This window comes from Cellulomonas humilata, assembly GCF_013359775.1.
Taxonomy (GTDB): domain Bacteria; phylum Actinomycetota; class Actinomycetes; order Actinomycetales; family Cellulomonadaceae; genus Cellulomonas; species Cellulomonas humilata.
The window spans coordinates 164,460-190,220 of record NZ_JABMCI010000063.1 but is presented as its reverse complement, the minus strand read 5'-3'; the positions used below and the strand labels follow the sequence as shown (position 1 = coordinate 190,220).

22 protein-coding genes and 1 pseudogene are annotated in these 25,761 nt (G+C 72.2%); 10 read left to right on the top strand and 13 right to left on the bottom strand.

The features are described from left to right. Positions 1-12: 12 nt before the first annotated feature. The 3 genes from HP550_RS10845 to HP550_RS10835 are packed head-to-tail and all read left to right on the top strand — an operon-like array spanning position 13 to position 1,459. Entirely contained in the window at positions 13-489 is a 477-nt protein-coding gene (locus tag HP550_RS10845; RefSeq protein WP_343048116.1) for an RNA polymerase sigma factor, read from the top strand. Continuing rightward, a complete protein-coding gene (locus HP550_RS10840; protein WP_175347686.1) occupies positions 486-1,091 on the top strand; it encodes a methylated-DNA--[protein]-cysteine S-methyltransferase in 606 nt (201 codons plus the stop codon). Before HP550_RS10845 ends, HP550_RS10840 begins: the two co-directional genes overlap by 4 nt. 11 nt (positions 1,092-1,102) lie before the next feature. Then, a complete protein-coding gene (locus HP550_RS10835; RefSeq protein ID WP_175347685.1) occupies positions 1,103-1,459 on the top strand; it encodes a DUF2277 domain-containing protein in 357 nt (118 codons plus the stop codon). Here HP550_RS10835 and HP550_RS10830 read toward each other — a convergent pair. From HP550_RS10830 to HP550_RS10820, 3 genes are all read right to left on the bottom strand, one after another. After that, positions 1,456-1,686 carry a hypothetical protein gene (locus HP550_RS10830; protein ID WP_235522455.1) on the bottom strand — a complete coding sequence of 77 codons (231 nt, stop codon included), beginning with the start codon at positions 1,684-1,686 and terminating at the stop codon, positions 1,456-1,458. The genes HP550_RS10835 and HP550_RS10830 overlap by 4 nt on opposite strands. A gap of 56 nt (positions 1,687-1,742) precedes the next feature. Further along, a complete protein-coding gene (gene mqo, locus HP550_RS10825) occupies positions 1,743-3,236 on the bottom strand; it encodes a malate dehydrogenase (quinone) (protein ID WP_425484444.1) in 1,494 nt (497 codons plus the stop codon). Between the two features lie 158 nt (positions 3,237-3,394). Beyond that, positions 3,395-6,145, bottom strand: a complete 2,751-nt coding sequence (locus HP550_RS10820; protein WP_175347683.1) for a cellulose-binding domain-containing protein — start codon at positions 6,143-6,145, stop codon at positions 3,395-3,397. A gap of 209 nt (positions 6,146-6,354) precedes the next feature. Between HP550_RS10820 and HP550_RS10815 the strand changes: the two genes are divergently transcribed. Then, complete coding sequence (locus tag HP550_RS10815; protein ID WP_175347682.1) at positions 6,355-6,561, top strand: hypothetical protein; 207 nt, start codon at positions 6,355-6,357, stop codon at positions 6,559-6,561. Between the two features lie 32 nt (positions 6,562-6,593). Here the strand turns inward: HP550_RS10815 and HP550_RS23050 are convergent, their stop codons facing one another. The 4 genes from HP550_RS23050 to HP550_RS10795 all read right to left on the bottom strand — a co-directional run bounded on the left by HP550_RS23050 (position 6,594) and on the right by HP550_RS10795 (position 10,222). After that, entirely contained in the window at positions 6,594-7,781 is a 1,188-nt protein-coding gene (locus tag HP550_RS23050) for an App1 family protein phosphatidate phosphatase (RefSeq protein WP_343048115.1), read from the bottom strand. After that, the gene (locus tag HP550_RS10805; RefSeq protein WP_175347681.1) at positions 7,778-8,338 is read right to left on the bottom strand and encodes a Dps family protein; all 561 of its coding nucleotides are present in this window, start codon (positions 8,336-8,338) and stop codon (positions 7,778-7,780) included. Before HP550_RS10805 ends, HP550_RS23050 begins: the two co-directional genes overlap by 4 nt. 88 nt (positions 8,339-8,426) lie before the next feature. Continuing rightward, the gene (ligD, locus tag HP550_RS10800) at positions 8,427-9,305 is read right to left on the bottom strand and encodes a non-homologous end-joining DNA ligase (RefSeq protein WP_175347680.1); all 879 of its coding nucleotides are present in this window, start codon (positions 9,303-9,305) and stop codon (positions 8,427-8,429) included. Continuing rightward, on the bottom strand, positions 9,302-10,222 hold the full coding sequence (locus HP550_RS10795) for an ATP-dependent DNA ligase (protein WP_210767975.1): 921 nt from the start codon (positions 10,220-10,222) through the stop codon (positions 9,302-9,304). Before HP550_RS10795 ends, ligD begins: the two co-directional genes overlap by 4 nt. 90 nt (positions 10,223-10,312) lie before the next feature. On the opposite strand from HP550_RS10795, the gene ku reads away from it, so the two are divergent. The 4 genes from ku to HP550_RS10775 all read left to right on the top strand — a co-directional run bounded on the left by ku (position 10,313) and on the right by HP550_RS10775 (position 13,140). Further along, complete coding sequence (gene ku / locus HP550_RS10790; protein ID WP_175347678.1) at positions 10,313-11,179, top strand: non-homologous end joining protein Ku; 867 nt, start codon at positions 10,313-10,315, stop codon at positions 11,177-11,179. Beyond that, positions 11,176-12,216 (top strand): PHP domain-containing protein, encoded by a 1,041-nt coding sequence (locus tag HP550_RS10785; RefSeq protein ID WP_175347677.1) that lies wholly within the window; start codon positions 11,176-11,178, stop codon positions 12,214-12,216. The genes ku and HP550_RS10785 overlap by 4 nt, the downstream gene beginning before the upstream one ends. A gap of 144 nt (positions 12,217-12,360) precedes the next feature. Continuing rightward, complete coding sequence (locus tag HP550_RS22305) at positions 12,361-12,642, top strand: HU family DNA-binding protein (protein WP_175347676.1); 282 nt, start codon at positions 12,361-12,363, stop codon at positions 12,640-12,642. Between the two features lie 93 nt (positions 12,643-12,735). Beyond that, positions 12,736-13,140, top strand: a complete 405-nt coding sequence (locus tag HP550_RS10775) for a Fur family transcriptional regulator (protein ID WP_175347675.1) — start codon at positions 12,736-12,738, stop codon at positions 13,138-13,140. 7 nt (positions 13,141-13,147) lie between these two features. Here HP550_RS10775 and HP550_RS10770 read toward each other — a convergent pair whose 3' ends face one another. Further along, complete coding sequence (locus tag HP550_RS10770; protein WP_175347674.1) at positions 13,148-13,636, bottom strand: DUF6328 family protein; 489 nt, start codon at positions 13,634-13,636, stop codon at positions 13,148-13,150. Positions 13,637-13,712: 76 nt separating this feature from the next. Between HP550_RS10770 and HP550_RS10765 the strand changes: the two genes are divergently transcribed. Next, positions 13,713-14,768, top strand: a complete 1,056-nt coding sequence (locus tag HP550_RS10765) for a threonine aldolase family protein (protein ID WP_175347673.1) — start codon at positions 13,713-13,715, stop codon at positions 14,766-14,768. 42 nt (positions 14,769-14,810) lie between these two features. Here the strand turns inward: HP550_RS10765 and HP550_RS22725 are convergent, their stop codons facing one another. From HP550_RS22725 to HP550_RS10750, 4 genes and pseudogenes are all read right to left on the bottom strand, one after another. After that, positions 14,811-15,407: a cellulose binding domain-containing protein gene (locus HP550_RS22725; RefSeq protein WP_175347751.1), complete on the bottom strand. Its 597-nt coding sequence runs from the start codon at positions 15,405-15,407 to the stop codon at positions 14,811-14,813. A 103-nt stretch (positions 15,408-15,510) separates the two neighbouring features. Then, positions 15,511-16,863, bottom strand: a pseudogene (locus tag HP550_RS22720) (cellulase family glycosylhydrolase); the annotation flags it as partial. A gap of 243 nt (positions 16,864-17,106) precedes the next feature. After that, a complete protein-coding gene (locus tag HP550_RS10755) occupies positions 17,107-19,707 on the bottom strand; it encodes a glycoside hydrolase family 6 protein (RefSeq protein ID WP_175347672.1) in 2,601 nt (866 codons plus the stop codon). 174 nt (positions 19,708-19,881) lie between these two features. After that, positions 19,882-20,871: a LacI family DNA-binding transcriptional regulator gene (locus HP550_RS10750; protein WP_343048113.1), complete on the bottom strand. Its 990-nt coding sequence runs from the start codon at positions 20,869-20,871 to the stop codon at positions 19,882-19,884. A 200-nt stretch (positions 20,872-21,071) separates the two neighbouring features. Here HP550_RS10750 and HP550_RS10745 point away from each other — a divergent pair, with 200 nt between their 5' ends. Then, positions 21,072-23,774, top strand: coding sequence for a substrate-binding domain-containing protein (locus tag HP550_RS10745; protein WP_175347671.1), 2,703 nt, complete (start codon positions 21,072-21,074; stop codon positions 23,772-23,774). A gap of 53 nt (positions 23,775-23,827) precedes the next feature. Here HP550_RS10745 and HP550_RS10740 read toward each other — a convergent pair whose 3' ends face one another. Next, positions 23,828-25,600 (bottom strand): DEAD/DEAH box helicase, encoded by a 1,773-nt coding sequence (locus HP550_RS10740; protein WP_175347670.1) that lies wholly within the window; start codon positions 25,598-25,600, stop codon positions 23,828-23,830. Positions 25,601-25,761: the final 161 nt, after the last annotated feature.

Below are 25,761 nucleotides of genomic sequence, written 5' to 3'. Positions count from 1 at the left end.
CACACTGTGAGCGTGAAGGAACCTTTCGACCGCGTGGTGAGCGTGCACGGTGCCACCGTCCTGCGCGTGTGCCGCGCGGTGGTCGGTCCCGTCGACGCCGACGACGCCTGGTCGGAGACCTTCCTCGCCGCACTGCGGGCCTATCCCGACCTGCCTGCCGACGCCAACGTCGAGGCGTGGCTCGTCACGATCGCGCACCGCAAGGCGATCGACGTGGTGCGCCGGGCATCGCGGCACGCGCTTCCGGTGGCCGAGGTACCCGACCGGCCGGTCGAGGTGGCCGGCCGGGACCTCGACCTCTGGTCGGCCGTGGCTGCCCTGCCGACGAAGCAGCGGACCGTCCTGGCTTACCACCACCTCGGCGGCCTGCCCTACGACGACGTCGCGGCACTCGTCGGGGGGACCGCCGCGGCCGCCCGGCGAGCCGCCGCCGACGGCGTCGCGACCCTGCGACGCACCTACCCCGCGATCGACCAGGAGGAGCGATGACCGACGACGACCTGTTCCCGTCCGTGGACGCGGACACCCTGACACGTCTGCACGGGGAGCTCGCGGCGCGCGCCGCCGCGGACGGCCTGCTGGACGTCGCCTACCGCACCGTCGAGACCCCGGTCGGCCGGCTGCTCCTGGCGCGGACGCCGGCTGGGCTCGTGCGCGTGGCGTTCGCGGTCCAGGACCACGACGCGGTGCTCGCCGCGCTCGCCTCCGCGGTGAGCCCCCGCGTGCTCGAGGCGCCGAGGCAGCTGGACGACGTGGCACGGCAGCTCGACGAGTACTTCGCCGGTCGGCGCACGACCTTCGACCTGCCGCTGGACCTGCAGCTGCCGCGTGGCTTCCGGCGTGACGTCGTCCTGCACCTGCCCGACATCGCGTACGGGCACACCGCGAGCTACGCGGAGATGGCCGGCCTGGCGGGGAGCCCGCGGGCGGTGCGGGCGGTCGGCACCGCGTGCGCCCTCAACCCGCTGCCCGTGGTGCTCCCGTGCCACCGCGTGGTGCGCTCCGACGGCTCGCCCGGGCAGTACGCGGGCGGTGCGGCGGCCAAGCTGACGCTCCTCGACCTCGAGACGCGTGTCGGGGTGGCGGCGTAATCTCGATCAGCATGTGCCGGAACATCACCACGCTCCGAGGGCTCGAGCCACCCGCCACCTCGGAGGAGATCGAGGCCGCCGCGCGGCAGTACGTCCGCAAGGTGACGGGGGTCCAGTCGCTCAGCGACGCCACGCGCGAGCCGTTCGAGGCCGCCGTCCGGGAGGTCGCCGCGATCACCGCCCGCCTGCTCGCCGAGCTGCCGCAGCGCCGCCAGCCGCCGACCACCGTCCCGCCGCTGCGCCGGGCCGACGTGCAGGCGCGGATCGCCGCGCGGGAGGCCCACGAGCGGGCGCACGAGCTCGGGCTGCCCCACGAGCACGAGCACGAGGACGACGACGCGGACGAGCACGTCCACGCGAGGGTCTAGAGCGGCCAGCGCACCAGTCGCGGGATGCCCTGCGGGGCGACCGCGGCGAGCGCCAGGAAGCGGGCCTCGGCGCGGTGCAGGCGGATGTGCTCGTCGAGCGACCACGTGGGGCCGTTGGTCAGCTCCATGCCGCACGCGCACGCGATGGTGACGCGCCCGTCGTCCGTGGTGATCACCTGCCCGACCGTGGTGTGGTCGGTGGCGGCGCGGACCTTGGCGTGGCGCATCTCCGCGCTGACGGCTTCGACGGGGTCGGTCACAGCCCCATCCTCGCGCATCACGGTCAGCGCTCGGACCCCACCTGCTCGTCGTCCGCGAGGTGCTCCAGCTCGAACGACTCGTCCCACTCGGCTCCGCCCAGGCTCGGCATCATCGCGCGCAGCGTCGGCTGCCACGCGTCGATGCGCTCCGGGAAGCACCGCTCCAGCAGGTCGAGCATCGTCGCGACCGCCGTGGACGCACCGGGCGATGCACCCAGCAGGCCCGCGATCGAGCCGTCCGCGGACGTGACCAGCTCGGTGCCGAACTCGAGCACCCCGCCCTTGGCCTTGTCCTTCTTGATCACCTGGACGCGCTGCCCCGCGGTGACGAGCTCCCAGTCGCGTGGGTGCGCGGACGGCATGAACGCGCGCAGCGTGCGCAGGCGGCTGGTGTCCGTGGCGGTGACCTCACCGATGAGGTACTTGAGCAGGTCGAGGTTCCGCAGGCCCACGGAGAGCATGGGGATCAGGTTCCCCGGCCGGATCGACCGGATCAGGTCCGTCCACGAGCCGCCCTTGAGGAACTTCATGCTCCAGCCGGCGTACGGCCCGAACAGCAGCGCGGTGCCGCCGTCGACGACGCGGGTGTCGAGGTGCGGGACGGACATCGGGGGAGCGCCGATCTCCGCCTTCCCGTAGACCTTGGCCTGGTGCCGGGCGACGATCTCGGGGTTGGTGGTCTTGAGGAACTGGCCGCTGATCGGGAAGCCGCCGAAGCCCTTGGCCTCCGGGATTCCCGAGCTCTGGAGCAGGCCCAGGGCACCGCCACCGGCGCCGATGAAGACGAAGCGCGCGCTGACCTTGCGGCTGCGGACGTGCCCGTTCCAGCGGCGGTCGGCCACGCGCAGCGACCAGCGCCCGTCGCGCCTCCGGCGGAGCCGGGTGATCTCGCTCTCGAGGTGCACCTGCGCGCCGCGGGAGATCGCGTCGCCGATCATGGCGCGGGTCAGTCGTCCGAAGTCGACGTCCGTTCCGGCCGCGGCGCGGGTGGCCGCGACGGGCTCGGCGGGGTCGCGGTCGTCCACGAGCAGCGGGGCCCACCGGGCGATCTGAGCCGGGTCGGTGCTGAACTCGAGGTCGGAGAAGAGGGGGTGCTGCCGCAGCGTCTCGTAGCGGCGTCGCAGGTAGTCGGCGTTGTCGGCACCGCGCACGAACGTCATGTGGGGGGTGCTGGACAGGAAGCCCTCGCCGCCGGGCAGGCGGTCGTGGGTGGCCAGGTGGTGCCACAGCTCGCGGGACAGCTCGAACTGCTCGTTGATGGTCACGGCCTTGCTGATGTCGACCGTGCCGTCGGCGCGCTCGGGCGTGTAGTTGAGCTCGCAGAGTGCGGCGTGACCCGTGCCTGCGTTGTTCCAGGCGTTCGAGCTCTCCTCGGCGAGACCCGCCCGACGCTCGTGGATCTCGACGGTCCACGTGGGCTCGAGGGTGGTGATCAGGGCGGCGAGCGTGGCGCTCATGATCCCGCCCCCGACGAGGACGACGTCGATGGTCTCTTCGCGTTCTGGCACATCTGCGATCGTATGTTGACGTCGAGATACCTTCCGTCCGGCAACGTGTGATCTTGCTTACGTCAAGGGACCGAAGGCCTGGCCCGCCGCGGGGTCGGTGCGGCGGGCCAGGCCAGGGTGCGGGGTGGGGCGGCGGGTCCGTGTCACGCGCCGCCCCACCCCGCAGCTCATCCGTTCGCGCAGGTGGTGCCGTTCACCGCGAACGCAGCCGGCTTGGTGTTGGTCCCGGTGTGGGACCCGTTGAACCCCAGCTCCACGCTGCCACCGGCCGGGATCGACCCGTTCCAGGGGGCGTTGGTCACCGTCACGGTCGACCCGGTCTGCGTGTAGGCGCCCGACCAGAGGTTGGTGATCTGCTGACCCGCGGGGAACGTGAACGCGAGCATCCAGCCGGTGATCGCCGCGCTGCTGCCGTTGGTGATCCTCACCGACGCGGTGAAGCCGGTGTTCCAGTCGTTGGTCGTGTACCTCACCGTGCACACACCGGGCTGGACGGTCGGCGTCGGCGTTGCCGTCGGGGTCGGGGTGGGCGTCGGTGTGGGTGTGGGTGTGGAGGTCGCCGTGGGCGTGGGCGTCGGGGTCGGGGTGGTGGTCGGGTCCGTGCCCGTCAGGCTGCCGACGATGATGCCGCGGCCGTTGGTGCCCACATAGACCCGCCCGTAGACGTCCGGGTCACCGATCACGACCGAGCCCGTCCAGCCCCACTGGTGCTGGTCGTCGTTGATCCGGACCCAGGTGGCGCCGGCGTCGATCGAGCGGAAGATCCCGCGGACCCCGCTGATCTTGGACGACGTGTAGATGGCCGGGTAGGAGGCTCCGGGAGCGGCCTTGCCGAACCCGATGGCGTCGCCCTGGTCGACCGCGGCGATCTTGGTGAACGTCGCGCCCGAGTTGGTCGAGTGCCACATCCCGTAGGTGCCCGTCGTCGTCCCTCCGGTGAGCCAGACGTCACCCTCGCGTCCGGGGACCGCGGCGAACCGCACGTTCCCCGCGGTCGGTAGCCCCGTCGCCGCGGAGGCGGTGAACGTGACGCCGCCGTCGGTGGAGGTCCAGAACGTCCCGCCGGAGAACGCGTAGAACTTCGACGGGTTGACCCGGTCGGACTCGACGCGGGCGCCGGTGGCGGGGCCCGTCGACTTCGTCCAGCTCGAGCCGAGCGTCGACGACGTGTGCACGCCGGCGCCGTCGGCGCTCCAGACGATCCGGCTGCCGTCGGCGCCCATGGCGACGTTGCCGCCACCCGTCACACCGCCGGGCTCCTGACCCGCCCACCAGGAGCTGCCGCCAGAGGTGGACACGCTGATGTGGGAGCTGCCGGCGTCGCCGGAGCCGACGCGGACCATGGTGGCCGGCGTCTTCTCGGCGAAGTCGGTGCCGTTGACCGAGCCCATGAAGGGGGCGGTGGCGGAGTAGGCGGACGGCACCTTGGTGATGTCGGTGTGCACGAAGCCGCCGATGTCCCCGAGGCCGGAGACCAGCTGCGTCGCTCCCGGAGGGGCCGCCAGGTCGAGCACGGCGGTCTCCTCGAGGCCCTGCGCCTTGACGGAGACGGCCACCTTGCCGCCGGTGTCCCACGCGGTCAGGTTGGAGCCGCCGTAGATGGTGGCGCCCGTGCCGTAGAGGAACGAGTTGGAGTCGAAGGGGTCGATCTCGAACGACTCGGTCATCCAGCCGAGCTTCGGGCTCGGCTCCGGCGGCGCGGCCTGCTTGCCGAATGTGAGCCATCCGGCCCCGGAGATGTCGAGGGTGTACCGCAGGGTGCGGTCGGGGTAGCCGTTCCAGTCCCAGATCCGGGACCAGGTGGCGCCGCGGTCGGTGGACCTGAACACCTGGATGTCCGGGAACCACGAGATCTGCGTGACCGCCATGATCGTGTCCGGGTCCTTCCGGTCGATCGTCAGACCCGAGTACCCGAAGTAGTTGTCCGTGCTCGAGGACGGCACGGGGCTGATCTGGGTCCACACACCGGTGGCCGCGTCGAGCCGCCAGAGGTCGCCGTGGCCGCCGTCGTAGGGGCCGCCGGCGTCGCTCGTCGCGATGTAGAGCTGCTTGCCGACGGAGTCGAACACCCCCTTGTGCGCGATGTAGCCCGTGGGCTGCCCGGCGATCCGCGACCACGTGGCGCCGGCGTCCGTGGACCTGTAGACGGTGTTCTCCTTGTCGGCCACGCCGACGTAGATCGTCCTGGTGGGCGAGCCCTTGGTCCCGCTCGTGGGGTCGAAGGTCACCCACACGACGCCCTGGTTGGTGGTCAGGTACCCGTTGGGGTCGCTGGGGTCCTGCGCGTAGTTGCCCACGTTGGTGAAGCTGGAGACCTTGCCCCAGGTCACGCCCGAGTCGGTGCTCCGCCACAGGCCGTTGCCGCCCTCGGTGCCGAAGTACAGGACGCGGTCGTCGTTGGGGTCCACCTGGAGCCGCTCGCCCATGCCGCGGCCGGGCATGTTGCCGCCGACCTTGAACGGCAGGGTCGTCTTGGCCCAGGTGACGCCACGGTCCGACGACCGCAGGATGGCGCCGTTGTTGGGGTCCCAGCTGTTCGTGTACGTGCCGACCGCGGCGAACACCTTGTTCGGGTTCACCGGGTCCGTGGCCAGCGACAGGACGCCGTTGTGGCTCCAGTCGTCCCAGCCCACGTGGTCGAGCAGGGGGATCCACCGCTTGGTGGTCTGGTCGAGGCGGTACGCGCCGCCGATGTCGGTCCGCGCGTAGACGAGGCCCTTCTCGGACTGGTTGTAGATGATGCCGGGCACGAAGCCCCCACCGACGATCTCGACGTTCCCCCAGGTGTAGGGGGAGACGGCGGCGTGGGCGGTCTCCTGGGTGGAGACGGCGACGAGCGCGCTGGCGACCAGGGCGCCGGCGGCGGCGAGGGCGGCCAGCCGGGCTGGTGTGCGGGCGACGAGCGAGGGGGCGGACATCCGCTGCACTCCTTCGTGATGGCGGTGAGGCACGCCCGGCGGCGGTGCCGGGGTCCCTGCGATCGACGCCGAGCGACGATCGCCGCGACCGTATCGAAGCGCTTCGAGCGTGCAGCAGAGCGTGAATCGTTTAGTCCGCCCGCGGGACGGTGTCGACCACGGGCTGGTCCGCGGGTGCGGCGGCGGACGCCGAGCGGTAGAACCAGACCATGAGCCGCGACCGCGACCTGACGTCCGACCCGTCCGCCGAGCACCTCGCCGACCCCGCACGTGCTCAGGCCGAGCTCGACGCCGCCGATGCACGCTCCGGCGGCAACCCCGACAACGCCCCGCGGTCGCTGCACGCGGTCGAGCTCGAGGCGGACGACGAGGCCATCGCCAGCAGCGACGAGTGGGACGACCCCGAGCGTCTCTAGGCCTCTACGAGCGGTCGACTACGAGAGATCGACTACGAGAGGTCGACCCCGCGTTCGCGGACGCCGCGCAGCAGCGCCCTGCCGTCCTCGCCCTGGATCACCGGGATGCCGTCGGGGCGCCGGGCGGCGTCCTGCTCGGCCTTGACCTGATCCGTCGTCGGCACCGGCACCCCGTGCGCGAGGACGTGCTCCCCGAACGTCAGCTGCCGGATGAGGATCGCCCGGACCCGCTCCGGGAAGTGCTGGGCGGCCCCGGCGTAGATCTGCGGGTCCCGCTGGCCGTCGTCGCCCACCAGCACCCACTGGACGTCCGGCAGCTCGTCGAAGAGCCGCCGCAGCTGGGCGACCTTGTGCGCGGGACCGCTGCGGAACCAGCCGCTGTTGGTGGGGCCCCAGTCGGTGAGCAGGAGCGGGCCCGCCGGGTAGCGGTGCCGCCGCAGGAAGCGGGCGAGGGTCGGTGCGGCGTTCCACGCGCCGGTGGAGAGGTAGACCACCGGGGTCTCGCCGTGGCCCGACTGCAGCTCCGCGTACAGCCGCGCCATCCCCGGGACGGCCTCGCGGGCGTTCTCGTGCCGCATGAACACGTTCCAGGCGGCGACGAACGGACGCGGCAGACGCGTCACCATCACGGTGTCGTCGATGTCGCTGACGATCCCCACCCGCACGTCCGGCCCGATCACGTGCACGGGGGCGGTCGCGGTGGTCCCGTCGCTGGTCGTGAGACGGATGTCGTGCCAGCCGGGCGCCAGGTCGGACTCCAGGATGGTGTCGACGTACCCGCCGCGGTCGGTGACCACCCGGTGCGTACGGTCGCCCACCTGCACCTCGAGCTCGGCACCGGAGACCTGGGCCGTGGCGAAGCTGCGCCAGCCCCGCAGCGCCGTGGCCGACCGGGTGCCCGCCTGCGCGCTCCCGCCCGCGCCGGGCAGGTCCTCGTCGCGGACGTGGGGGGCGGCCAGGAGCGTCCGGGACAGGACGCGGACCCATCCGGTGGCGCCGTAGCCGGCGTAGGGCTCGATCCGGACGGTCCATCCCCGCCCGCGCAGCTGGTGTGCCACGGCCCGGTCGAACCCGTTCTCGAGCCGTGCGGCGAGGTGTGTGCGCGGTACGGACGACGCCGGGTTGGTCGACGCGCCGGAAGGGCCGCCGGGCCGGGCGGTACGAAGCACCGGCCCGCCGCCGGACTCGGCGACGGGCCGGGCGCTGGGGGATGCGCTCACGCGGTGTCCTTGGCGGACGCCTTCCGTGCGGCGGTCTTCTCGCTCTGCGCGTTGCCGGTCGTCAGGACCCCGCCCGCGGACTCGAGGTGCGCCCGGACGAACCAGTGGAAGAGCTCCAGCTCGTGCAGGTGACCGACGAGCAGGTCGTTGGTGACGTCGTCGATCTCCTCGACGTCCTTGGCGGCCTTCCGGTGGTCCTCGATGACCCCGACGTACACGACGTCCAGGGCGCCGAGGTGGGCGATCGCGCTGTCGCGCCCGATCGAGTAGTCCTCCCACGTCCGGTTCTTCACCAGCTCGCCCGGCGTGCCCACCGGCGCGACCCCGAGGGTGGCGATCCGCTCGGCGATGGCGTCGACCATCAGCCGCACGGCGTCGACCTGAGGGTCGAGCATCTCGTGCACCGCGATGAAGTGGGGCCCGACGACGTTCCAGTGGATGTGCTTGAGCGTCAGCGCCAGGTCGTTCAGTGCGTCCAGACGCGTCTGGAGGACCGCAGCGACGTCGGCACCTTCCTGGAGCGTCAGGGACGGGACGGTGTACTTCGGCAGGACCATGGGGGCCTTCCTTCGTTCGATGGCGCGGGGTTTCTGCCCGACTGCCTCCACCGTGTCAAAGGTGGGCGGGTGCCGCCATCCGAACCGGTCAGGCGAAGGGGTCACCGAGGTCGGCCAGCCGTCCGGCGACCTCGTCCGGCGTGAGCTGCTGGAGCCCCGGACCGATCTCGTCCCACCACCGGGGTGCCGCGACGTGCGGGACGTTGCGACCGCGCAGCGAGTACGGGGTGATCGTGGTCTTCGCGGGGTGGTTCTGCGACCAGTCGATGAGCACCTTGCCGCCGCGGATGTCCTTCTTCATGACCGCCACGACCAGGTCGGAGTGCGCCGCCGCGATCTCGTAGGCGATGTCGCGCGCGTACTGCCGGACCTCGAGCACGGTCTGCGTGCCGGGCAGCGGCGCGTACAGCTGCATGCCCTTGCTGCCGGAGGTCACGGGCACCGTGGTCCCGAGCCCGTCCTCGCGCAGCCGGTCCGCCACGAGGTGGGCCACGACGGCGCACTCCGCCAGCCCCGCGGGAGCGCCGGGGTCGAGGTCCACCACGAGACGGTCGGGCTTGTGGATCTTCCCGCGCGGGCCCACGCGCCACTGCGGCGTGTGCAGCTCGAGCGCGCCCTGGTTGGCCGCCCACACGAGCCCGGCCAGGTCGTCGAGGAACGGCAGCTCCAGCTCCGCCCCCTCGTCCTCGGCGCCGGGCGCAGCGCGCAGCGTCTGCCGGCGGACCCAGTCGGGCGCGCCGCGCGGGGTGTTCTTCTCGAAGAACTTCTCGCCTCCGACACCCCCGGGCCAGCGGATCCGGGTCACCGGTCGGTCCTTCAGCTGCGGCAGGATCGCCGGCGCCACCTGGACCAGGTAGTTCATCACCTCGGCCTTGGTCATCCCCGTGGACGGGTACATGACCTTCTCCAGGTGGCTGACGCGCACCTGGCGGCCCTCGACGTCGACCATCTGCCGTTCGGGTGTCATGGCTGCTCCCACGGGTCGGCGTCGGTGTCGGTCCGCACGGCCCGCACGACCGGCTGCCGCAGCCGACCGGTGGGGTTCCGCGCGAGGTACAGGGTGTCGACGACCACCGTCGGCTCGCACCACCGGGTGCCGCGCGCGTCGATCGGAGGCACCTCGTCGTCGAAGGGTGAGTCGGCTCGCGGCACCAGGAGCTTCTGCAGCTCCGTCGCCCGCTTGCCCGTCAGTCCGCTGCCCGCCCGGCCGAGGTACCGCAGGGCGCCGTCGGTGTCGCGCGCGCCGAACAGGACCGCACCCATCCGGCCGGAACCGTTGGTCTCCTCGCGCCAGCCGCCGACCAGGGCCGCGCGGGTGCGTCGGTGCGGGGCCTTCACCCAGTCGTGGGAGCGCCGGCCGGGCACGTAGGTGGACGACCGGCGCTTGGCGACGACGCCCTCCAGGCCGAGCCCCTTGGTGACCTCCCAGAGCTCGTCGCCGTCGGGGTACACGGGGGAGAGCTGGACCTGGTGGGGGAGCGCGAGCCCGGCCAGCGCCTCCCGGCGGTCGTCGTAGGTCCGGCCGGTGAGGTCGACGCCGTCCAGCCGCAGCACGTCGAACACCAGGAACGTCACCGGCCGCTGGGCCGCGAGCGCCTCCGCGCGGCGAGGCTCTCGGACGTGCATCCGCTCCGCGAGGGCGGTGAACGAGGGGATCCCGTCGGCCATCAGGACGATCTCGCCGTCGAGGATCGCGTCCGGCACCGCGCCGAGCCCCGCCAGCTCGGGATAGGCCGGGGTGATCTCCCGCTCGTTGCGGCTCCACATCCGCAGCCGGCCGGAGGTCGTGTCCGCCAGCGCGCGCACGCCGTCCCACTTCACCTCGAACGCCCACTCCGGCCCGCGCGGAAGCTCCGCCGGACCGGTCGCAGGGGTGGCGAGCATGGGCTCCACGGGTCCATCCTGCCCATAGGAGGTCGCGCGAGGCGCGGTCGACATCCACACGCCCTGCTGCCATCGACGGAGGACACGGCCATGCGAGCGATCTGGAAGGGTGCCGTCGCGTTCGGGCTGGTCAACGTCCCGGTGCGTCTGTACTCGGCGACGGGCGAGCACGAGGTGACGCTGCACCAGGTGCACAAGGAGGACGGCGGCCGGATCCGGTACCGCAAGTTCTGCAGCATCGACAACGAGCCCGTGGAGATGTCGGACATCGCCAAGGGCTACGAGACCGACGACGGCGAGCTGGTCGTCCTGACCGACGAGGACTTCAAGTCCCTGCCGCTGTCCACCGAGCGCGAGATCGAGGTGCTGGAGTTCGTGCCGGTGGACCAGGTGGACCCGATCCTGCTCCAGAAGACGTACTACCTGGAGCCGGAGAAGACCGCAGCCAAGCCGTACGCGTTGCTGCGAGGCGCGCTCGAGCAGGCCGACCGGGTCGCGGTGGTGAAGGTGGCGCTGCGCCAGCGCGAGTCGATGGCGATCCTGCGCGTGCGCGACAACGTGATCGTCATGCAGACGCTCCTGTGGCCCGACGAGGTCCGTGCGGCCGACTTCCCGATCCTCGAGGACGACGTGTCTGTGCGGCCGCAGGAGCTGGCCATGGCCGCGTCGCTGGTCGAGTCGCTCGCGGCGGACTTCGACCCGTCGCAGTACGAGGACCGCTACGCGGGTGCGCTCGAGCAGCTGATCGAGGCCAAGGTGTCGTCGGGCAGCACCCGCGCGGTGCCGCTCCCGGCCGGTGAGGAGGCCGCTGCCGACGGCGGCGGCGACGTCGTCGACCTGCTGGCGGCGCTCCAGCGCAGCGTCGAGAAGGCGCGCGGCGCCCGGGGTGAGGAGCCGGCGAAGGACGACGAGAAGCCGAAGGCCAAGGCGAAGAAGGCCAAGGCCAAGGCGTCGTGAGCGCGGCGGACCGGCAGGCCGATGCCGTCGCCGCGCTGAGACGGATCGCGTTCCTGCTGGAGCGCGCCCAGGCGAGCCCGTACCGGAGCGAGGCCTTCCGCAAGGCAGCCGTCAGCGTCGAGAGGCAGGCGCCCGACCGCCTGGCAGCGCTCGGTGCGTCGGGCTCGCTGGCGGACCTGCCGTCGGTCGGCGCCCGGACGGCCGACGTCGTCGCGCACGTGCTGCGCGATCAGCGGGTGGAGTACCTGGACACTCTCGAGGCCGAGTACGCGGCGGCCCGCGCGGCCGACGCCGACCCGAGCGCGCTCGCGCTGCGGGAGGCGCTGCGCGGAGACCTGCACGCGCACACCGAGGCGTCGGACGGGGCGACGCCGATCCAGGAGATGGTCCTGGCCGCCCTCGAGCTGGGCCACGAGTACCTCGCCATCACCGACCACTCGCCCCGGCTCACGGTGGCCAACGGGCTGTCTGCGTCACGGCTGCGCGCGCAGCTCGACCAGGTGGCCGCGCTGAACCGCGCGGTGGGCCCGTTCCGCGTCCTGACCGGGATCGAGGTCGACATCCTCGACGACGGCGGCCTCGACCAGGACCCGGACCTGCTGGACCAGCTCGACGTCGTCGTCGCGTCGGTGCACTCGAAGCTCCGGATGGAGTCCGGACCCATGACGCGGCGGATGGTCGCGGCCGTGAGCAACCCGCGCACCGACGTCCTCGGCCACTGCACGGGCCGCCAGATCAAGGGCAAGAGCCGACCGCAGAGCGAGTTCGACGCGCGAGCCGTGTTCGACGCCTGCGCGGAGCACGGGGTGGCGGTCGAGATCAACTGCCGGCCCGACCGGCTCGACCCTCCGCACGAGCTCCTCGCGATAGCGATCGACGCCGGCTGCGACTTCTCCATCGACACGGACGCCCACGCACCCGGCCAGCTGGACTGGCTCATGGCGGGCTGCGCGCGCGCCGCCGAGCACGACCTGGACCCCGCCCGGGTGATCACGACGCTGCCGGTCGAGGGGCTCCTGGCGCGTACCCACAGGTGACACGACACGCCCGATGCACGGAAACATGCCTGTCCCGGGTTAGTGTCAGCCGATCGTCCCCGGTTGCCGCGGTCTTGCCGTGCGCCCGGGGGATGGCCCGGAAGTGGGCCTGCATGTCCGAGTGAACACAGAGGAGCACATCCAGTGAGCGTGAACCGCACCGAGCTCGTCCAGGCCGTCGCGGCCAAGACCGGCCTGTCCAACACCGACGCGGACAAGGCCCTCAAGGCCTTCCAGGAGGTTCTCGTGGAGAACCTCAGCAACGGCGAGGCCGTCACGATCCCCGGCTTCCTGGCCGTCGCCCGCGCCGAGCGCGGTGCCCGCACCGGCATCAACCCCCAGACGGGTGAGAAGCTCGAGATCCCCGCGGGCTACCGCGTGAAGCTCACGGCCGGCAGCGCCCTCAAGCGCGCCGTCCAGGGCTGACCCCAGCACCTCGACCGGGCCCTCGATCCTTCGGGATCGGGGGCCCGGTCGCGTTATGGTGGGAACCAGTCTCAGCAAGAGGGGGTCGTCCTGATGGTGGTCGTGCCGCGGCAGACGCGCCAGCGCGCCGAGATCCTCGACCTCCTGGAGGACCTCGACGAGTTCCGCAGCGCCCAGCAGCTGCACGAGATGCTCCGGGCCCGGGGATCGAGCGTCGGCCTGGCCACCGTGTACCGGGCGGTGCAGAGCCTGTCCGAGCACGGCGACGTCGACGTGCTGCGCACCGAGGACGGGGAGTCCGTCTACCGCCGGTGCGCGCAGCGCAGCCACCACCACCACCTGGTGTGCCGCTCGTGCGGCCGCACCGTCGAGATCGACGCCGGTCAGGCCGAGGCCTGGGCGGCCCAGGTGGGTGCGGCGCACGGCTTCGACGACGTGGACCACATCATCGAGCTCGTCGGTACGTGCGCGAGCTGCCGGGCAGCCGCGACGGCCTGAACCGTGGTCATTCCTGGGTGCCCCGGGCGAGCAGCTTCGGGAACACCCACCACACGGCCGTGATGACGGCGATCGACACAATCCCGACCGTCAGACCGGCGGCCCTGGTGAGCACGACGTCGAACACCAGCATCGCGCTGCCCGCCATGACGAGGGCCAGGACCACGAGCCCCGCCCGCGCGAGCCGGTTCCCCGCCGAGACGAGCTCCGGCTTGAGGCGCTGACGGAACAGCACCCGGTGCAGGCTCGCCGGGGCCGTGATGAGGGTGGTCGCCAGGACGGCCATCGCGACGAGCACCAGGTACAGGTCCTCCTGGTAGGCGTCCAGGTCCGCGAACCTCTGCTGGAACGGGATCGTCAGCAGGAAGCCCGTGAGGATCTGCGTGCCCGTCTGCGTGACCCGGAGCTCCTGCATGAGCTCGTCCCAGTTGCGGTCCGCGCGCTCGTTGTGGGTCTCCCGGCGGCCGTCGTCCGGGACTGCGTCGTCCTCGTGCACCTGTCCTCCTCGTGGTCTGGTCGGATCATCCCGTACCGGCCCGCCGTGCGCAGGTGCAGGCCCCACGTCGGGGAAGATGGACCTCGTGACCCGACTGCATGACGCCGACCGCCGCGACTTCGCCTCCGACAACTACGCGGGGGTGCACCCGAAGGTGCTCGCCGCGATCGCGGCGGCCAACGGTGGCCACCAGACCGCGTACGGCGAGGACGTGTACACGTCCCGGCTCCAGGAGGTCGTCGCCCAGCACTTCGGCGACCAGGCGACCGCGTTCCCGGTGTTCAACGGCACGGGCGCCAACGTCCTGTCGCTCCAGTCGGTGCTCCCGCGCTGGGGTGCCGTGGTGTGCGCCGAGACCGCGCACATCCACACAGACGAGAACGGGGCTCCCGAGCGGATGGGCGGGATCAAGCTGCTCACGGTGCCCACCCCGGACGGGAAGCTGACGCCGGAGCTCGTGGCGACGCAGGCGTGGGGGTTCGGCGACGAGCACCGCGCCCAGCCGGGTGTCGTGTCGATCACGCAGGCCACCGAGCTGGGCACCGTCTACACGCCCGACGAGGTGCGCGCGCTGGCGGACCAGGCCCACGAGCACGGCATGCGGCTGCACCTCGACGGGGCCCGGATCTCCAACGCCGCCGCCACCCTCGACGTCCCGCTCCGCGCGTTCACCACCGACGCCGGGGTGGACATCCTGTCGCTCGGTGGCACCAAGAACGGGCTGCTCTTCGGCGAGGCCGTCGTCGTGCTCGACCCCGCTGCGGACGGCGGGCTCACCTACCTGCGCAAGATGGACATGCAGCTGGCGTCCAAGATGCGGTTCGCCTCCGCGCAGCTGGTGGCCCTGTTCGAGGGCGACCTGTGGCTGCGCTCGGCGCGGCACGCGAACGCCATGGCGACCCGGCTGCGCGCGGGCATCGAGCACCTCCCGGGGGTGCAGGTGACCCGGCCCACGCAGGCGAACGGCATCTTCGTGATCTTCCCCGCCGGGGTCGCCGACGTGCTGCGCCGCCGGTGGCGGTTCTACGACTGGATCGTCGAGACCGGCGAGGTCCGGCTGATGTGCGCGTTCGACACCACCGAGGCCGACGTGGACGAGCTGGTCACCGCGGTCAAGGACGCCGTCTCCTGAGACGCGGGGGTCCGCACGCCAGGACCCCCGCGCCTCACGACGTCATCGCACCGCGCAGGCCGCGCCGTTCACGGTGAACGCGGTCGGAGCGGTGTTGGTGCCGGTGTGCGAGCCGTTGAACCCGATCTCGGTGCTCGCCCCGGGCGCGAGCGTCGAGTTCCACGCCAGCCCCGTCGCCGTGACCGTCGGCCCGGTCTGGCTGAACGTCGCGCTCCAGCCCTGCGTCACGGTCTGGCCGCCGGCGAACGCGAACCCGAGCGTCCACCCCGACAGGGCGGTCGTCCCGGTGTTCGTGATCCGGATCGAGCCGGTGAACCCGGAGCTCCAGCTGTTCGCCGCGTAGGTGACGGCGCACGAGCCGGTGGCCACGTCGGGCGCGGTGTACGCCGTCAGCGCGGTGGACGCCACCGAACGGTTGCCGGCCGCGTCCTTCGCCACGACCGTGAACACGTAGGAGGTCGCGGGGGACAGGCCGGTCGCGGTCCAGCTCGGGGTCGTGCTGCTGCCCACCAGCGTGCCCGCCCGGTAGACGTCGTAGCCGGTCACCGCCACGTTGTCGGTGGAGGCCGTCCAGCGCAGCGGGATCGTGGTGGTGGTGCCGGTGCCGGCTTCGAGGCCCGTCGGGGCGGTGGGTGCCACCGTGTCGGTGGCTGCCGCCCACGGCCGTCCGCGCCGTCACGGCGACCGACGAGGCCGACACGTTCCCGGCCACGTCCTTGGCCCGCACGGTGAACGAGTACGGCGTGTCCGCCGCCAGCCCGGTCACCGTGAGGGCGCTCGTCGTGGGGGTCCCCACGAGGGTGGTGCCGCGGTACACCTCGTACCCGGCAACCCCGGAGCCGGCGTCGGTCGAGGGCGACCAGGTCAAGGGTACGGTCGTGGTCGAGGGCGTCCCGGCAGCGAGGTTCGTCGGCACCGTCGGGGCCGTCGTGTCACCGGGCTGCCCGCCGACCTCGGAGAGCGACTTGCCCGTCGTGCTGCCCGCCCCGCCCAGCCTGACGGTGTGGTCGAGGCTGACGAACTTGCCGCCGTCCTGCCACAGCGAGGGCTTGAGCAGCGCGTACTTGGCCTCGTCCCAGGTGGTCCAGTCGTAGTTCAGCAGCCCGCCCGTGTCCCCGGAGTTCGGGTTGAGCACCCAGAACGTGTGGCTCAGCCGGCGGTCGACGATGAGGTCGCGGATGGCGTTCATCCACTTCTCGTTCCGACCGCCGTCCAGGAACCCGCCCCACTCGCCGATGAGCAGGGGGGAGACGTTCTGCTTGTGCAGGTAGAGCCAGTTCGGGTCCCACACGTCGCGCTCGAGGGTGGTCCGGTCCCACGTGCCCTGGAACCACGGCTGGTCGAACACGAGCGGTCCGTAGTCGTGCGGCGAGTACACGAGCTGGTCCTGGTTCGCGCCCAGGTCGATCGGGAAGTCCTTGACGCCACGCAGGTTCCCGCCCCACCACGTGCCGTAGTAGTCCGTGAGCCCGGTCGAGGTCCACGGCACGCCCGGCTTCGGGTACACCTCGATGCCCTCGACGAAGATCAGCCAGTGCGGGTTGATCGCCAGGATCTTGCGCCCCGCGGTCTGCGCGAAGTGCTTGAAGTTGTCCTTGTCGGTCGAGCCGTCCCACTTGGCGCGCTCGGTGGCGCCCTGGGCACCGTGCGGCTCGTTCTTCACGTCCGCGCCGATGATCGTGTCGTTGTTCTTGTACCGCTCGGCCACCCACTCCCACCCGGCGTACACGTCGTCGGTGGTGATCGCCCCCTTCCACCACACCGGGTAGACGTGGCCCGCGTTGTCCGCCTCGGCGCTGTGCACGTCGAGGAAGACCTTGATGCCGTACCTCTCGCACAGGGTCAGCCAGTAGTCGAAGATCTGGAGGCTGTTCAGGCCCTCGAGCTCCGGGTTGGCGTAGGTGTTCACGTTCGGCTTCAGGAACGTCCCCGCCCTCCACTCCAGCAGCAGCTGCGTGGAGATGGGGACGCGGACCGTGTTGATGCCGCGGTCGGCCATGCCCTTGGTGAGCGTGGTGATGTTCGCGGACCAGAGGCCGTGGAAGACGCGCTCGCTCGCGTTGAACCCGAACCAGTTGGTGCCCGTCAGCCACACCTCCTTGCCGGCCTCGTCGACGATCTTGTTGCCCGACACGTGCAGCCAGTCGTCGCCGGCGGCTGCCTGGGCGGGAACGGCTCCGAGGACGAGCGGGGCGGTCAGGGCGGCCGTGGCGGCGACGCTCGTCGCGAGCACGCGCAGACGGTGGGTGGAAGACACGGTTCTCCTCGAGGTGGTGGGTCCGGAACGGGCGAGCGGGGGCCCTCCGGCTGGAGGACCCCCGCTCGTCGTTCCGCTAGGTCACGCGTTGGTGCAGGCAGCACCGTTGATCGTGAAGGCGGTGGGCGCGTTGTTCGTGCCCGTGTGCGAGCCGTTGAACCCGATGTCCACGCTCTGACCGGCGGCCAGGGTGCCGTTCCACGCGGCGTTCTTCGCGGAGACGGCCGTGCCGGACTGCGACCAGTCGGCACTCCAGCCCTGGGTGACCGTCTGGCCGTTGGCGAACGAGAAGCCGAGGGTCCAGCTGGACAGGGCCGCGGTGCCGGTGTTGGTGACCTTCACCGAGGCGGTGAAGCCCGTGTTCCAGCTGCTGGCCGTGTACTTGACCGAGCACGCACCGGTGGACGTCCCCGACTGCGTGGTGGCCGTGACCGCCGCGGAGGCTGTCGAGATGTTGCCGGCGGCGTCCTTGGCGCGGACCGTGAACGAGTACGCGGTGGCGGGCGAGAGGCCGGTCACGGTGTAGCTCGTCGAGGTGGTCGTGGTCACCAGCGTGGTGCCGCGGTAGACGTCGTAGCCGGTGACGGCCACGTTGTCGGTGGACGCGGTCCAGGACAGCGGGACCGACGTCGTGGTGGTCGTGCCGGCCGTCAGGCCCGTCGGCACCGAGGGCGCCGTCGTGTCCGTGACCGTGCCGGTCTGGGTGGTCGCCGAGACGGCCGAGGAGGCGACCGAGACGTTGCCCGCCAGGTCCTTGGCCCTGACCGTGAACGAGTACGCGGTGGCGGGCGAGAGGCCGGTCACGGTGTAGCTCGTCGAGGTGGTGGTCGCCACGAGCGTGGTGCCGCGGTAGACCTCGTAGCCGGCGACGCCGGTGCCGCCGGTGTTGTCCGTCGACGCGTTCCAGGACAGCGGGACCGTCGTGGTCGTCGTCGTCCCGGCGGTCAGACCCGTCGGCACCGAGGGCGCCGTCGTGTCGGTGACCGTGCCGGTCGCCGTGGTGACGGTGACGGCCGTGGAGGCTGCCGACAGGTTCCCGGCGGCGTCCTTGGCGCGGACCGTGAACGAGTACGCGGTGGCAGCCGTCAGGCCGGTCACGGTGTAGCTCGTCGAGGTGGAGGTGCCCACCAGCGTGGTGCCGCGGTACACGTTGTAGCCGGTGACGGCCACGTTGTCGGTCGACGCGGTCCAGGACAGCGGGACCGTCGTGGACGTCGGGGTGCCCGCGGTCAGACCGGCGGGCACCGAGGGCGCCGTCGTGTCGACCGGGGGAGTCGTGCCCCCCGCGAGGACCGGGTAGGCGTTGGCGACGAGGGTCTTGAACTGGTCCTCGAACCACTGGCCGGCCAGCGGCGCGTTCGGCGTGGCGCCGGTCAGCTGGTTGGACAGCTTGGGCGACACGAAGGTCGGGTCGCACATGCGGTCGAACCGCTTGCCCTGGTCGTTCGGGATGTCGGACGACGCGCCGTCGGACTCACCCGGGGGCTTGATCCACACGAAGGCGTCGAGGTGGGAGCTGGTGTAGCCGGACGGCGTGGCCTGCGGCAGCTCGCCGATGCCCGCACCGAGCGGGTTGCACCAGGCGCCACGGTGGACGCGCTTGTCCACGCGCGACTCGTTGACGTAGGTGTTGTGGTTCGTGCTGGTCGACACCGCGGTCGGACGGGCCGGGCCGCCCCAGCCGTTGCGGGACGTGTCGACGAGCATGCCGAGCGACGACGGGAAGCCGGCCGCGACGAGCAGGCGGTGCATGTGCGCCGTGAAGTCGGCCTCGTCGAAGTCGAAGTTCCACTCGTAGTACGAGCTCGAGCGGATCGGCGTGCCACCGACAGAGATCGTGGAGTCGGGCAGGAACGGCTCGTTGAGCGGCGTGGTGTTGGCGACGTCGCTGACGAAGCCGTCGACCGAGGCGAACCCGGCCGTCGTGGACTTGGCCACGTCGGCGAAGAGCGTCGCGGCGGGGCCGGCGTTGCTGTCCCAGCCGAGCCAGCCGGAGTGACCGATGTCGATGTAGTTGTAGACGTTCGGGATGGCGTGCAGCTTGTCCAGCGCGTACTTCACGCCGGCCTTGTAGTACGGCGCGGCCTGCTGGCAGGTGGCCTCGGAGATGTTGGTGACCAGGTTCGGCAGCGAGTCGGGCTCGATGGTCGCCGAGATGCGGATGTCGGCGTACTTCGGGTCGCTGAGCAGCGCGGCGATCGGGTCGATGTACTCGGTCTTGTACCGGGCCAGGCCCGCGTCGGTGGCGGGGAGCTCACCGTTGGACGCCAGGGCGTAGCAGTCGCGGCCGGGCAGGTCGTAGATGACCAGGTTGAACACGATCGGGCCGGAGCCCTTCTGGGCGAGCGCGTTGTCCAGGTGGAACTTCAGGCCGTTGCCGTCCGCGTTCCCGGTGATCGCGCTGATCCGGTCCATCCACACGGCGGTCGGCTGCTTGGCGACCGTGCGCATCTTGGCGGCCAGCGTGGCGTCGCCGGCACGTGTGGCAGCGCTCTCAACGGCTGCCGCGTAGGTGGGGTTCACGTACTGCGTCGCACCTGCGTACGGGTTGTCGACGTGCGCCTCGGCCGCGCTCGCGCTCGTCGTGATGCACAGGGGTGCTGCGAGCAGCGCCATCGCTGCCGCTGCGGTCGTGGCGGCGCGCACGCGCTGCCTCACCGCTCTCTTGCCGTGTGTGGACACGTAGTCCTCCGGGTGTCGATCGAACTGCCCGGTCGGCCATCCCGTCCGGGCGCAAGTCGTCCGGGAAGTCCACGGCGACTGGTGGCTAGATCACCACGAGGACTTTCTGGACGGCACGGGGCAAATCGTTTAGGCAGCGGCCGTTACCAAAATGTGACACGAATGAGAACGTTCTCACCTTGACCTCGGACCCGTGCTGCCGCGCACCGCGAGGCCGCCGATCTGCAGTGCGCGCCGCGCGCGGAGGTCCCCGTCGAGGACCGCGAGGACGGCCTCTCCGGTCGCTGTCCCGAGGTCCCGCTGGGCCGAGGGGAGGGTGGTGATCGAGGGCGTGGCGAGCCGGCACAGGGCCGAGTCGGACCCCGCGACGACCGACAGGTCCCAGGGCACCGCGAGTCCGGTACGGCGTGCCACGTCGAGCGCCGCGACGGCCATCTGGTCGGAGTCGTAGACGATCGCGGTCGGTGCCCGGCCTCCCGTCAGGAGCCTCCGGGTAGCGACTGCGGCCTCCTCGGCGGTGCCGCCGGTGGCCTCGTGGACGAGCATCCCGTTGGCGCCGTCGAGCACTCCGGCGAGCGCCCCGAGGCGCTCGCGCGTGCGCACCAGCTCCTTCGGACCGCTCACCAGGGCCACGTGACGGTGCCCCAGCTCGAGCAGGTAGCGGCCCACGCGACCGAACGCCTCGGCGTCGTCCAGGGTGACTGCGGCGAGGTCGACATCGCTCTGACCTGCACCGACGACGACCGCGGGCGCGCGTAGTCGCCGCAGTGCGTCGATGCGCGGATCCTCGAGGAGCACGTCCGTCACGACCATGACGTCGAAGCGGCGCTCCGCCCACCACTCGCCGTACAGCGCGACGGCAGCCTCCGGTCCGTCGACCAGCTGGAGCACGAGTGCGAGGTTCCGGGTGGCCAGGACCTCCTGGAGCGAGATCACGAACTCGAGCACGCCGGTGGCCTGGGCCACGGGTCCGGCGGCGCCCCGGTCGAAGACGAGACCGATCGCGCGCGGCCCGGTGCGCATCGACCGCGCCGCCGCGCTCGGCCGCCAGCCGAACTCGTCGGCGACGCGCAGCACGCGTTCGCGCGTCGCGGCGGAGACGCCGGGTCGGCCGTTCAGCGCGTACGAGACGACCGCGATCGAGACCCCCGCGGCGCGCGCCACGTCCGTGATCGTCGGGCGTCGAGCGGGGGCCGGTGAGGGGCTGGGGGAGGACGGCCCGGACGACGGCGTCGACGGCGACGCGGAAGTGCCGGGTGCTCCGGAGTCATATGCAGGTGTGACCACGATCACCTAGTGTGTCGCCCGATGCGGGTGAAATGCATCATCTCGGCTCCGACGACGTAGGCGAGGGATGTGGGGTCATGGGAACTGTGCGGCGAGGACCGGTCTCACCGACGGCACGGCGGACCATCGGCGTGCTCTCGCCGGTGGTCGGTGGGTTCTACTTCGGAGCGTTGATCGCGGGCGTGGCCCGCGCAGCACGCGCAGCCGGCCATCGCGTGGTGGCCGTGCAGACCTACCCCGCCGGGCTGGACCGGGAGCGCTACCCGGACGAGTCGATCCTCGACGCCCCGGTGGCGCTCGGCGCCGTCGACGGGCTCGTCGTGGTCGGCAAGGCGTTGCGCAGCGACCGGCTCGCGTCGGTGCAGCAGTGGGGGCTGCCGGTGGTGCTCGTGAGCGAGGAGCCGCAGTCGCCCGACGACGCGGTCGTGCTCCCGGACAACCTCGGGGGCGTGCGCGCGGCCGTCGAGCACCTGCTCGGCCACGGACACACGGCGATCGGCTTCATCGGCTGCCTCACCCAGCGGGACATGCGCGAACGGTTCGCCGCCTACCGCGCGACGCTCGCCGAGCACGGCATCGAGCCGCCCGACGCCTGGATCTTCGAGGCGTCCGACAACCACGAGCAGGGCGGGGCGGACGCCGCTGCGAGGATGCTCGGGGCCGGCTCACCCACCACGGCGGTGGTCGCGGCCACCGACCGGAACGCCATCGGCTTCCAGCGCGCCCTGCGCGCAGCCGGGCTCGTGCTGCCCCGCGACCAGGCGGTCATCGGCTTCGACCACGCCGACTCGGGCGCCCGCGTGACACCGCGGCTGTCCACCGTCGACGCGCACTACGACCGGGTCGGCGAGACCGCGGTGTCGCTGCTGCTGTCCCGCATGCGTGGCGAGGAGGTCCCCGGGGGCGAGTACCGGGCGCCGTCGACGCTCGTCCTGCGCGAGTCGTGCGGCTGCACCGAGTCCGCGCAGTCCGCTCCGGCCGCCGGGTCGGGGACCGGGAGCCGGAGCGGCTACCAGGTGCTCCGCCAGCTGGCCGGCACGGCGTTCGTCGGACCGGCCGGCGTGGGAGGTGCCCGACGCACCGGCGTGGCGCCCCGCGAGACGTGGTGGCACGCCGTCGTCGAGCCGATCGAGACCGCCGCGGAGCGCGGGTCCAGCCCAGGCCCCGCCACCCTCACGCGGCTCGCGGACGTCACCGCGGCGATGCAACCGCACCCCGAGGCGCTCGAGCAGCTGGTCACCTGCCTCCGTGGGGTGGAGGTTGATGTCGTGGAAGCGCTCTCGCACCCGGAGCACGAGACGGCGGTCCGGCGTGCCGTCACCGAGGTGCTCCTCGCGGTGACCCGGGGGTGCACCCGGGCGATGCTGGCCCGCAGCGGGCAGCTGGAGCGCACCATCGTCGACCAGTACGAGGTCGACATGGACCTGCTGCGCGGGGACGGCGCCAGCCCCCGGGCACTCGGCTGGCTGCCGCGCGGCGTGCGTGGACACGCCTGCCTCGGGCTCTGGCTCGGCGCCGACCGGGGGCCCGGAGACCGGGAGATGGAGATCGTCGGCGTGCACGACACCTCCGGCACGCTGTCGCGGCTGGTCGGCGTCCGCACCACCGCCAGCCAGTTCCCACCGACGGCACTGACCCGGGCGGGCACTGTCGGGTCGAACGAGCTGACGTTCGTCGTGCCCGTGACGTTCGGGGGCAGCGACTGGGGCCTGCTGGCGATCGACGGCACCGTGGAGACGCGCGCGACCAGCGCGCGGGACCGGTTCAACCACTGGGCGGCGCTGCTGGCGGTCGCGCTCGACCAGGAGCGCCTGCTGGCCAACCTGCGCGAGCAGCGCCGGGCGCTCGAGCAGGCCGCCGCCCGTGAACGGTCCCTCGCGGACACGGTGCGCGCGAGCGAGGAGCGCTACGCCCTGGCGTCCATGGCGGCGCACGACGGGACGTGGGACTGGGACGTCTCGGCCGGCACGGTCTACTACTCGCCCCGCTGGAAGCAGACGCTCGGGTACGACGACGACGTCATCGGAGACTCCCCTGGGGAGTGGCTGGAGCGCGTGCACCCCGCCGACCGGGACGAGCTGTCGGCGTCGATCGCGTCGCAGCTGGCCGGAGCCGGGTCGCCGCTGGAGCTGGAGCACCGGGTCCGCACGTCGTCCGGTGACTACCGCTGGATGCTCTGCCGGGCCGTCACGGTGCTCGACGACGCCGGCTGCCCGGCGCGGCTGGTGGGAGCGCTGGTGGACGTCACCGAGCGCAAGGAGCAGGAGATCGCGCTCCAGCGTGACGCGCTCCGTGATCCCGAGACGGGCCTGGTCAACCGGCTGCTGTTCCTGGACCGGCTCGGTGCGGCGGTGCTCCGGACGCGCAGGTCGCCCGGGTACGACTGCGCCCTCGCACTCGTGCGCGTGCTCGACGGGCCGGCCATCCCGACGCAGGGACCTCCCGAGGCCGACGGGGACGCGCGCCTCGACCTGCACCGCGAGCTCGTCCGGCGGCTGCGCCGACCGCTGCGGGAAGGGGACACGCCCGCGCGGATCTCGGAGGACGACTTCGTCGTGCTGCTCGACGACGTCGGGCCGGGCGGCATCCCGAGCCGTCTGTCGCTCCTGCTGGACCAGCTGCGCCACGAGCTGGGGTCACGGGTCGCCATCGGGGTGCTCGGCAGCATCCGGGGCTTCCGCGACGTGGGCGAGGTGCTCCGCGAGGCGGACATCACGCTGCTGCGCGGCGCGTCCCGGCAGGGTCGCACCGAACCCCGCCCGGGGTCGGTCCTGCGGTAGCACGACGACGCCCCCGCCTCCCGGCGAGGGAGGCGAGGGCATCGAGGGTGCGATCAGCTGCGGCGGGGGGCCGGGCCGTGCGCGGGACGCGAGGCGCCGTGTCCCGGGCGGGGGCCCTGGTCGAGGCGGATGCGCAGCGGCCGTCCGGCGACGCGCGTACGTGCGAGCCGGTCGATGACGTCCGCCGACAGACCGTCGGGGATGTCCACCAGCGCGAAGCTGCCGAAGATGTCGATCTTGCCGACGTCCTTGCCCGTCAGGCCGCCCTCACCCGTGAGAGCGCCCACGAGCGCGCCCGGCTGGAGGCCGTCCCGGTGACCGACCGCGACGCGCCAGCGCGGCGAGCCCCCGGCGATGTGCGTGTCGGCGCGACGGCGCTCGCCACGCTCCGGACGGTCGTAGCTGCGCTCGCTGTCACGCTCGCGTCCGCCACCCGTGAGGTGGGCACGCGAGAGGGCGTCGTCGAGGTCGTCGCCCTGGACCGCCACGGGACCCTCGTCGCCGACGGAGAGGGCGGTGAGCACGGCGAGCAGCTCGAACGGGTCGACGCCGGGGTTCTGCGCCATGTGCACGGCGATGGCCTCGCGGTAGAGGTCCAGGCGGTCGAGCTCGGCGCGAGCGCCCGTGCGGGCGAGCAGCGCCTGCACGCGGTGCGCGGAGACCTCGGCGGGCGTGGGGATGTTGACCTGGAGGAGCGACTGACGCGTCGTCCGCTCGATCTGGCGCAGGCGCGACTGCTCGGCGGGCGTGACGAACGACAGCGCCTCACCCTCGCGGCCGGCGCGGCCCGTGCGACCGATGCGGTGGACGTAGATCTCCGGCTCGCGCGGCACGTCGAAGTTGACGACGAGCCCGATCCGGTCGACGTCCAGGCCGCGGGCGGCGACGTCGGTGGCCACGAGCACGTCGAGGGCGCCGGTGCGCAGGCGGTCGACGATCTTCTCGCGCTCCGTCTGGGCGACGTCGCCGGAGATGTAGGCGGCGGAGATGCCCTTCTCGATCAGCGCGCTGCCGACCTCCTCGGCGGCACCACGGGTGCGCACGAAGACGATGGCGGCGTCGGCCTCGGACACCGCGAGCACGCGGGCGAGCGCGCCGGTCTTGTGGCGGTGCGGGACCACGGCGTACGTCTGGCGGACGCTGGTCACGGTCGACGCCTGGCGCGAGACCGTGATCTCGACGGGGCGGGTGAGGTGCGCCTCGGCGACACGACGGATCTGCGGCGGCATGGTCGCGGAGAAGAGGGCGACCTGACGCTCGCGGGGGGCGGCCGACAGCACCTTGTCGACGTCCTCGGCGAAGCCCATGCGCAGCATCTCGTCGGCCTCGTCGAGCACGAGGAAGCGGACCTGGTCGAGCTTCAGCGTGCGGCGCTCGAGGTGGTCCAGCACGCGACCGGGGGTGCCGACGACCACCTGGGCGCCGCGGGCGAGCGCGCGCTGCTGCGGCAGGAACGGCGAGCCGCCGTAGACCGCGAGCACGTTCAGGCCGGGCAGGTGGGTGGCGAACGACTGGATGGCGTCGGCCACCTGCATGGCGAGCTCGCGGGTCGGGGTCAGCACGATGGCCTGGACGGCCGGCAGGTCGTAGTCGATCGCAGCGAGCAGCGGCAGGCCGAACGCGGCGGTCTTGCCCGTGCCGGTCTGGGCGACGCCGATGATGTCGCGACCGCTCAGCAGTGCGGGCACGGCCTGCGACTGGATGGCGGAGGGGACGGTGAAGCCGAGGTCGGCGATCGCGGCCTCGAGGGCCGGCGGCAGGCCGAGGTCGGCGAACGTGGCGTCGTCGGGCAGGGCAGAGGGGATCGAAGGCAGGGCAGAGCTCATGAAGGAGGGGAACCGATCATCGCGGGGCGGAGCCCTGAACCGTGCACCGGGACGGCGAACAGCGGGTCGCAGCCCCGGACCACCCAGCGGCAACCGCTCACGCGATGCCTAGACCACACGACGCGAGGCGGGCCCCACCGGCTGAGCGGTGGTGGCGACGC

What these genes read in the sequence shown, in the direction of transcription:
- ku (WP_175347678.1), top strand. Translation starts at nt 10,313, where the DNA reads ATGCGAGCGATCTGGAAGGGTGCCGTCGCGTTCGGGCTGGTCAACGTC.
- HP550_RS10805 (WP_175347681.1), bottom strand. Translation starts at nt 8,338, where the DNA reads ATGGTCCTGCCGAAGTACACCGTCCCGTCCCTGACGCTCCAGGAAGGT.
- HP550_RS10815 (WP_175347682.1), top strand. Translation starts at nt 6,355, where the DNA reads ATGAGCCGCGACCGCGACCTGACGTCCGACCCGTCCGCCGAGCACCTC.
- HP550_RS10795 (WP_210767975.1), bottom strand. Translation starts at nt 10,222, where the DNA reads ATGCTCGCCACCCCTGCGACCGGTCCGGCGGAGCTTCCGCGCGGGCCG.
- HP550_RS10765 (WP_175347673.1), top strand. Translation starts at nt 13,713, where the DNA reads ATGGACCTCGTGACCCGACTGCATGACGCCGACCGCCGCGACTTCGCC.
- HP550_RS10775 (WP_175347675.1), top strand. Translation starts at nt 12,736, where the DNA reads ATGGTGGTCGTGCCGCGGCAGACGCGCCAGCGCGCCGAGATCCTCGAC.
- HP550_RS10745 (WP_175347671.1), top strand. Translation starts at nt 21,072, where the DNA reads ATGGGAACTGTGCGGCGAGGACCGGTCTCACCGACGGCACGGCGGACC.
- HP550_RS10740 (WP_175347670.1), bottom strand. Translation starts at nt 25,600, where the DNA reads ATGAGCTCTGCCCTGCCTTCGATCCCCTCTGCCCTGCCCGACGACGCC.
- HP550_RS10830 (WP_235522455.1), bottom strand. Translation starts at nt 1,686, where the DNA reads ATGCGCCACGCCAAGGTCCGCGCCGCCACCGACCACACCACGGTCGGG.
- HP550_RS10820 (WP_175347683.1), bottom strand. Translation starts at nt 6,145, where the DNA reads ATGTCCGCCCCCTCGCTCGTCGCCCGCACACCAGCCCGGCTGGCCGCC.
- ligD (WP_175347680.1), bottom strand. Translation starts at nt 9,305, where the DNA reads ATGACACCCGAACGGCAGATGGTCGACGTCGAGGGCCGCCAGGTGCGC.
- HP550_RS10835 (WP_175347685.1), top strand. Translation starts at nt 1,103, where the DNA reads ATGTGCCGGAACATCACCACGCTCCGAGGGCTCGAGCCACCCGCCACC.
- HP550_RS10840 (WP_175347686.1), top strand. Translation starts at nt 486, where the DNA reads ATGACCGACGACGACCTGTTCCCGTCCGTGGACGCGGACACCCTGACA.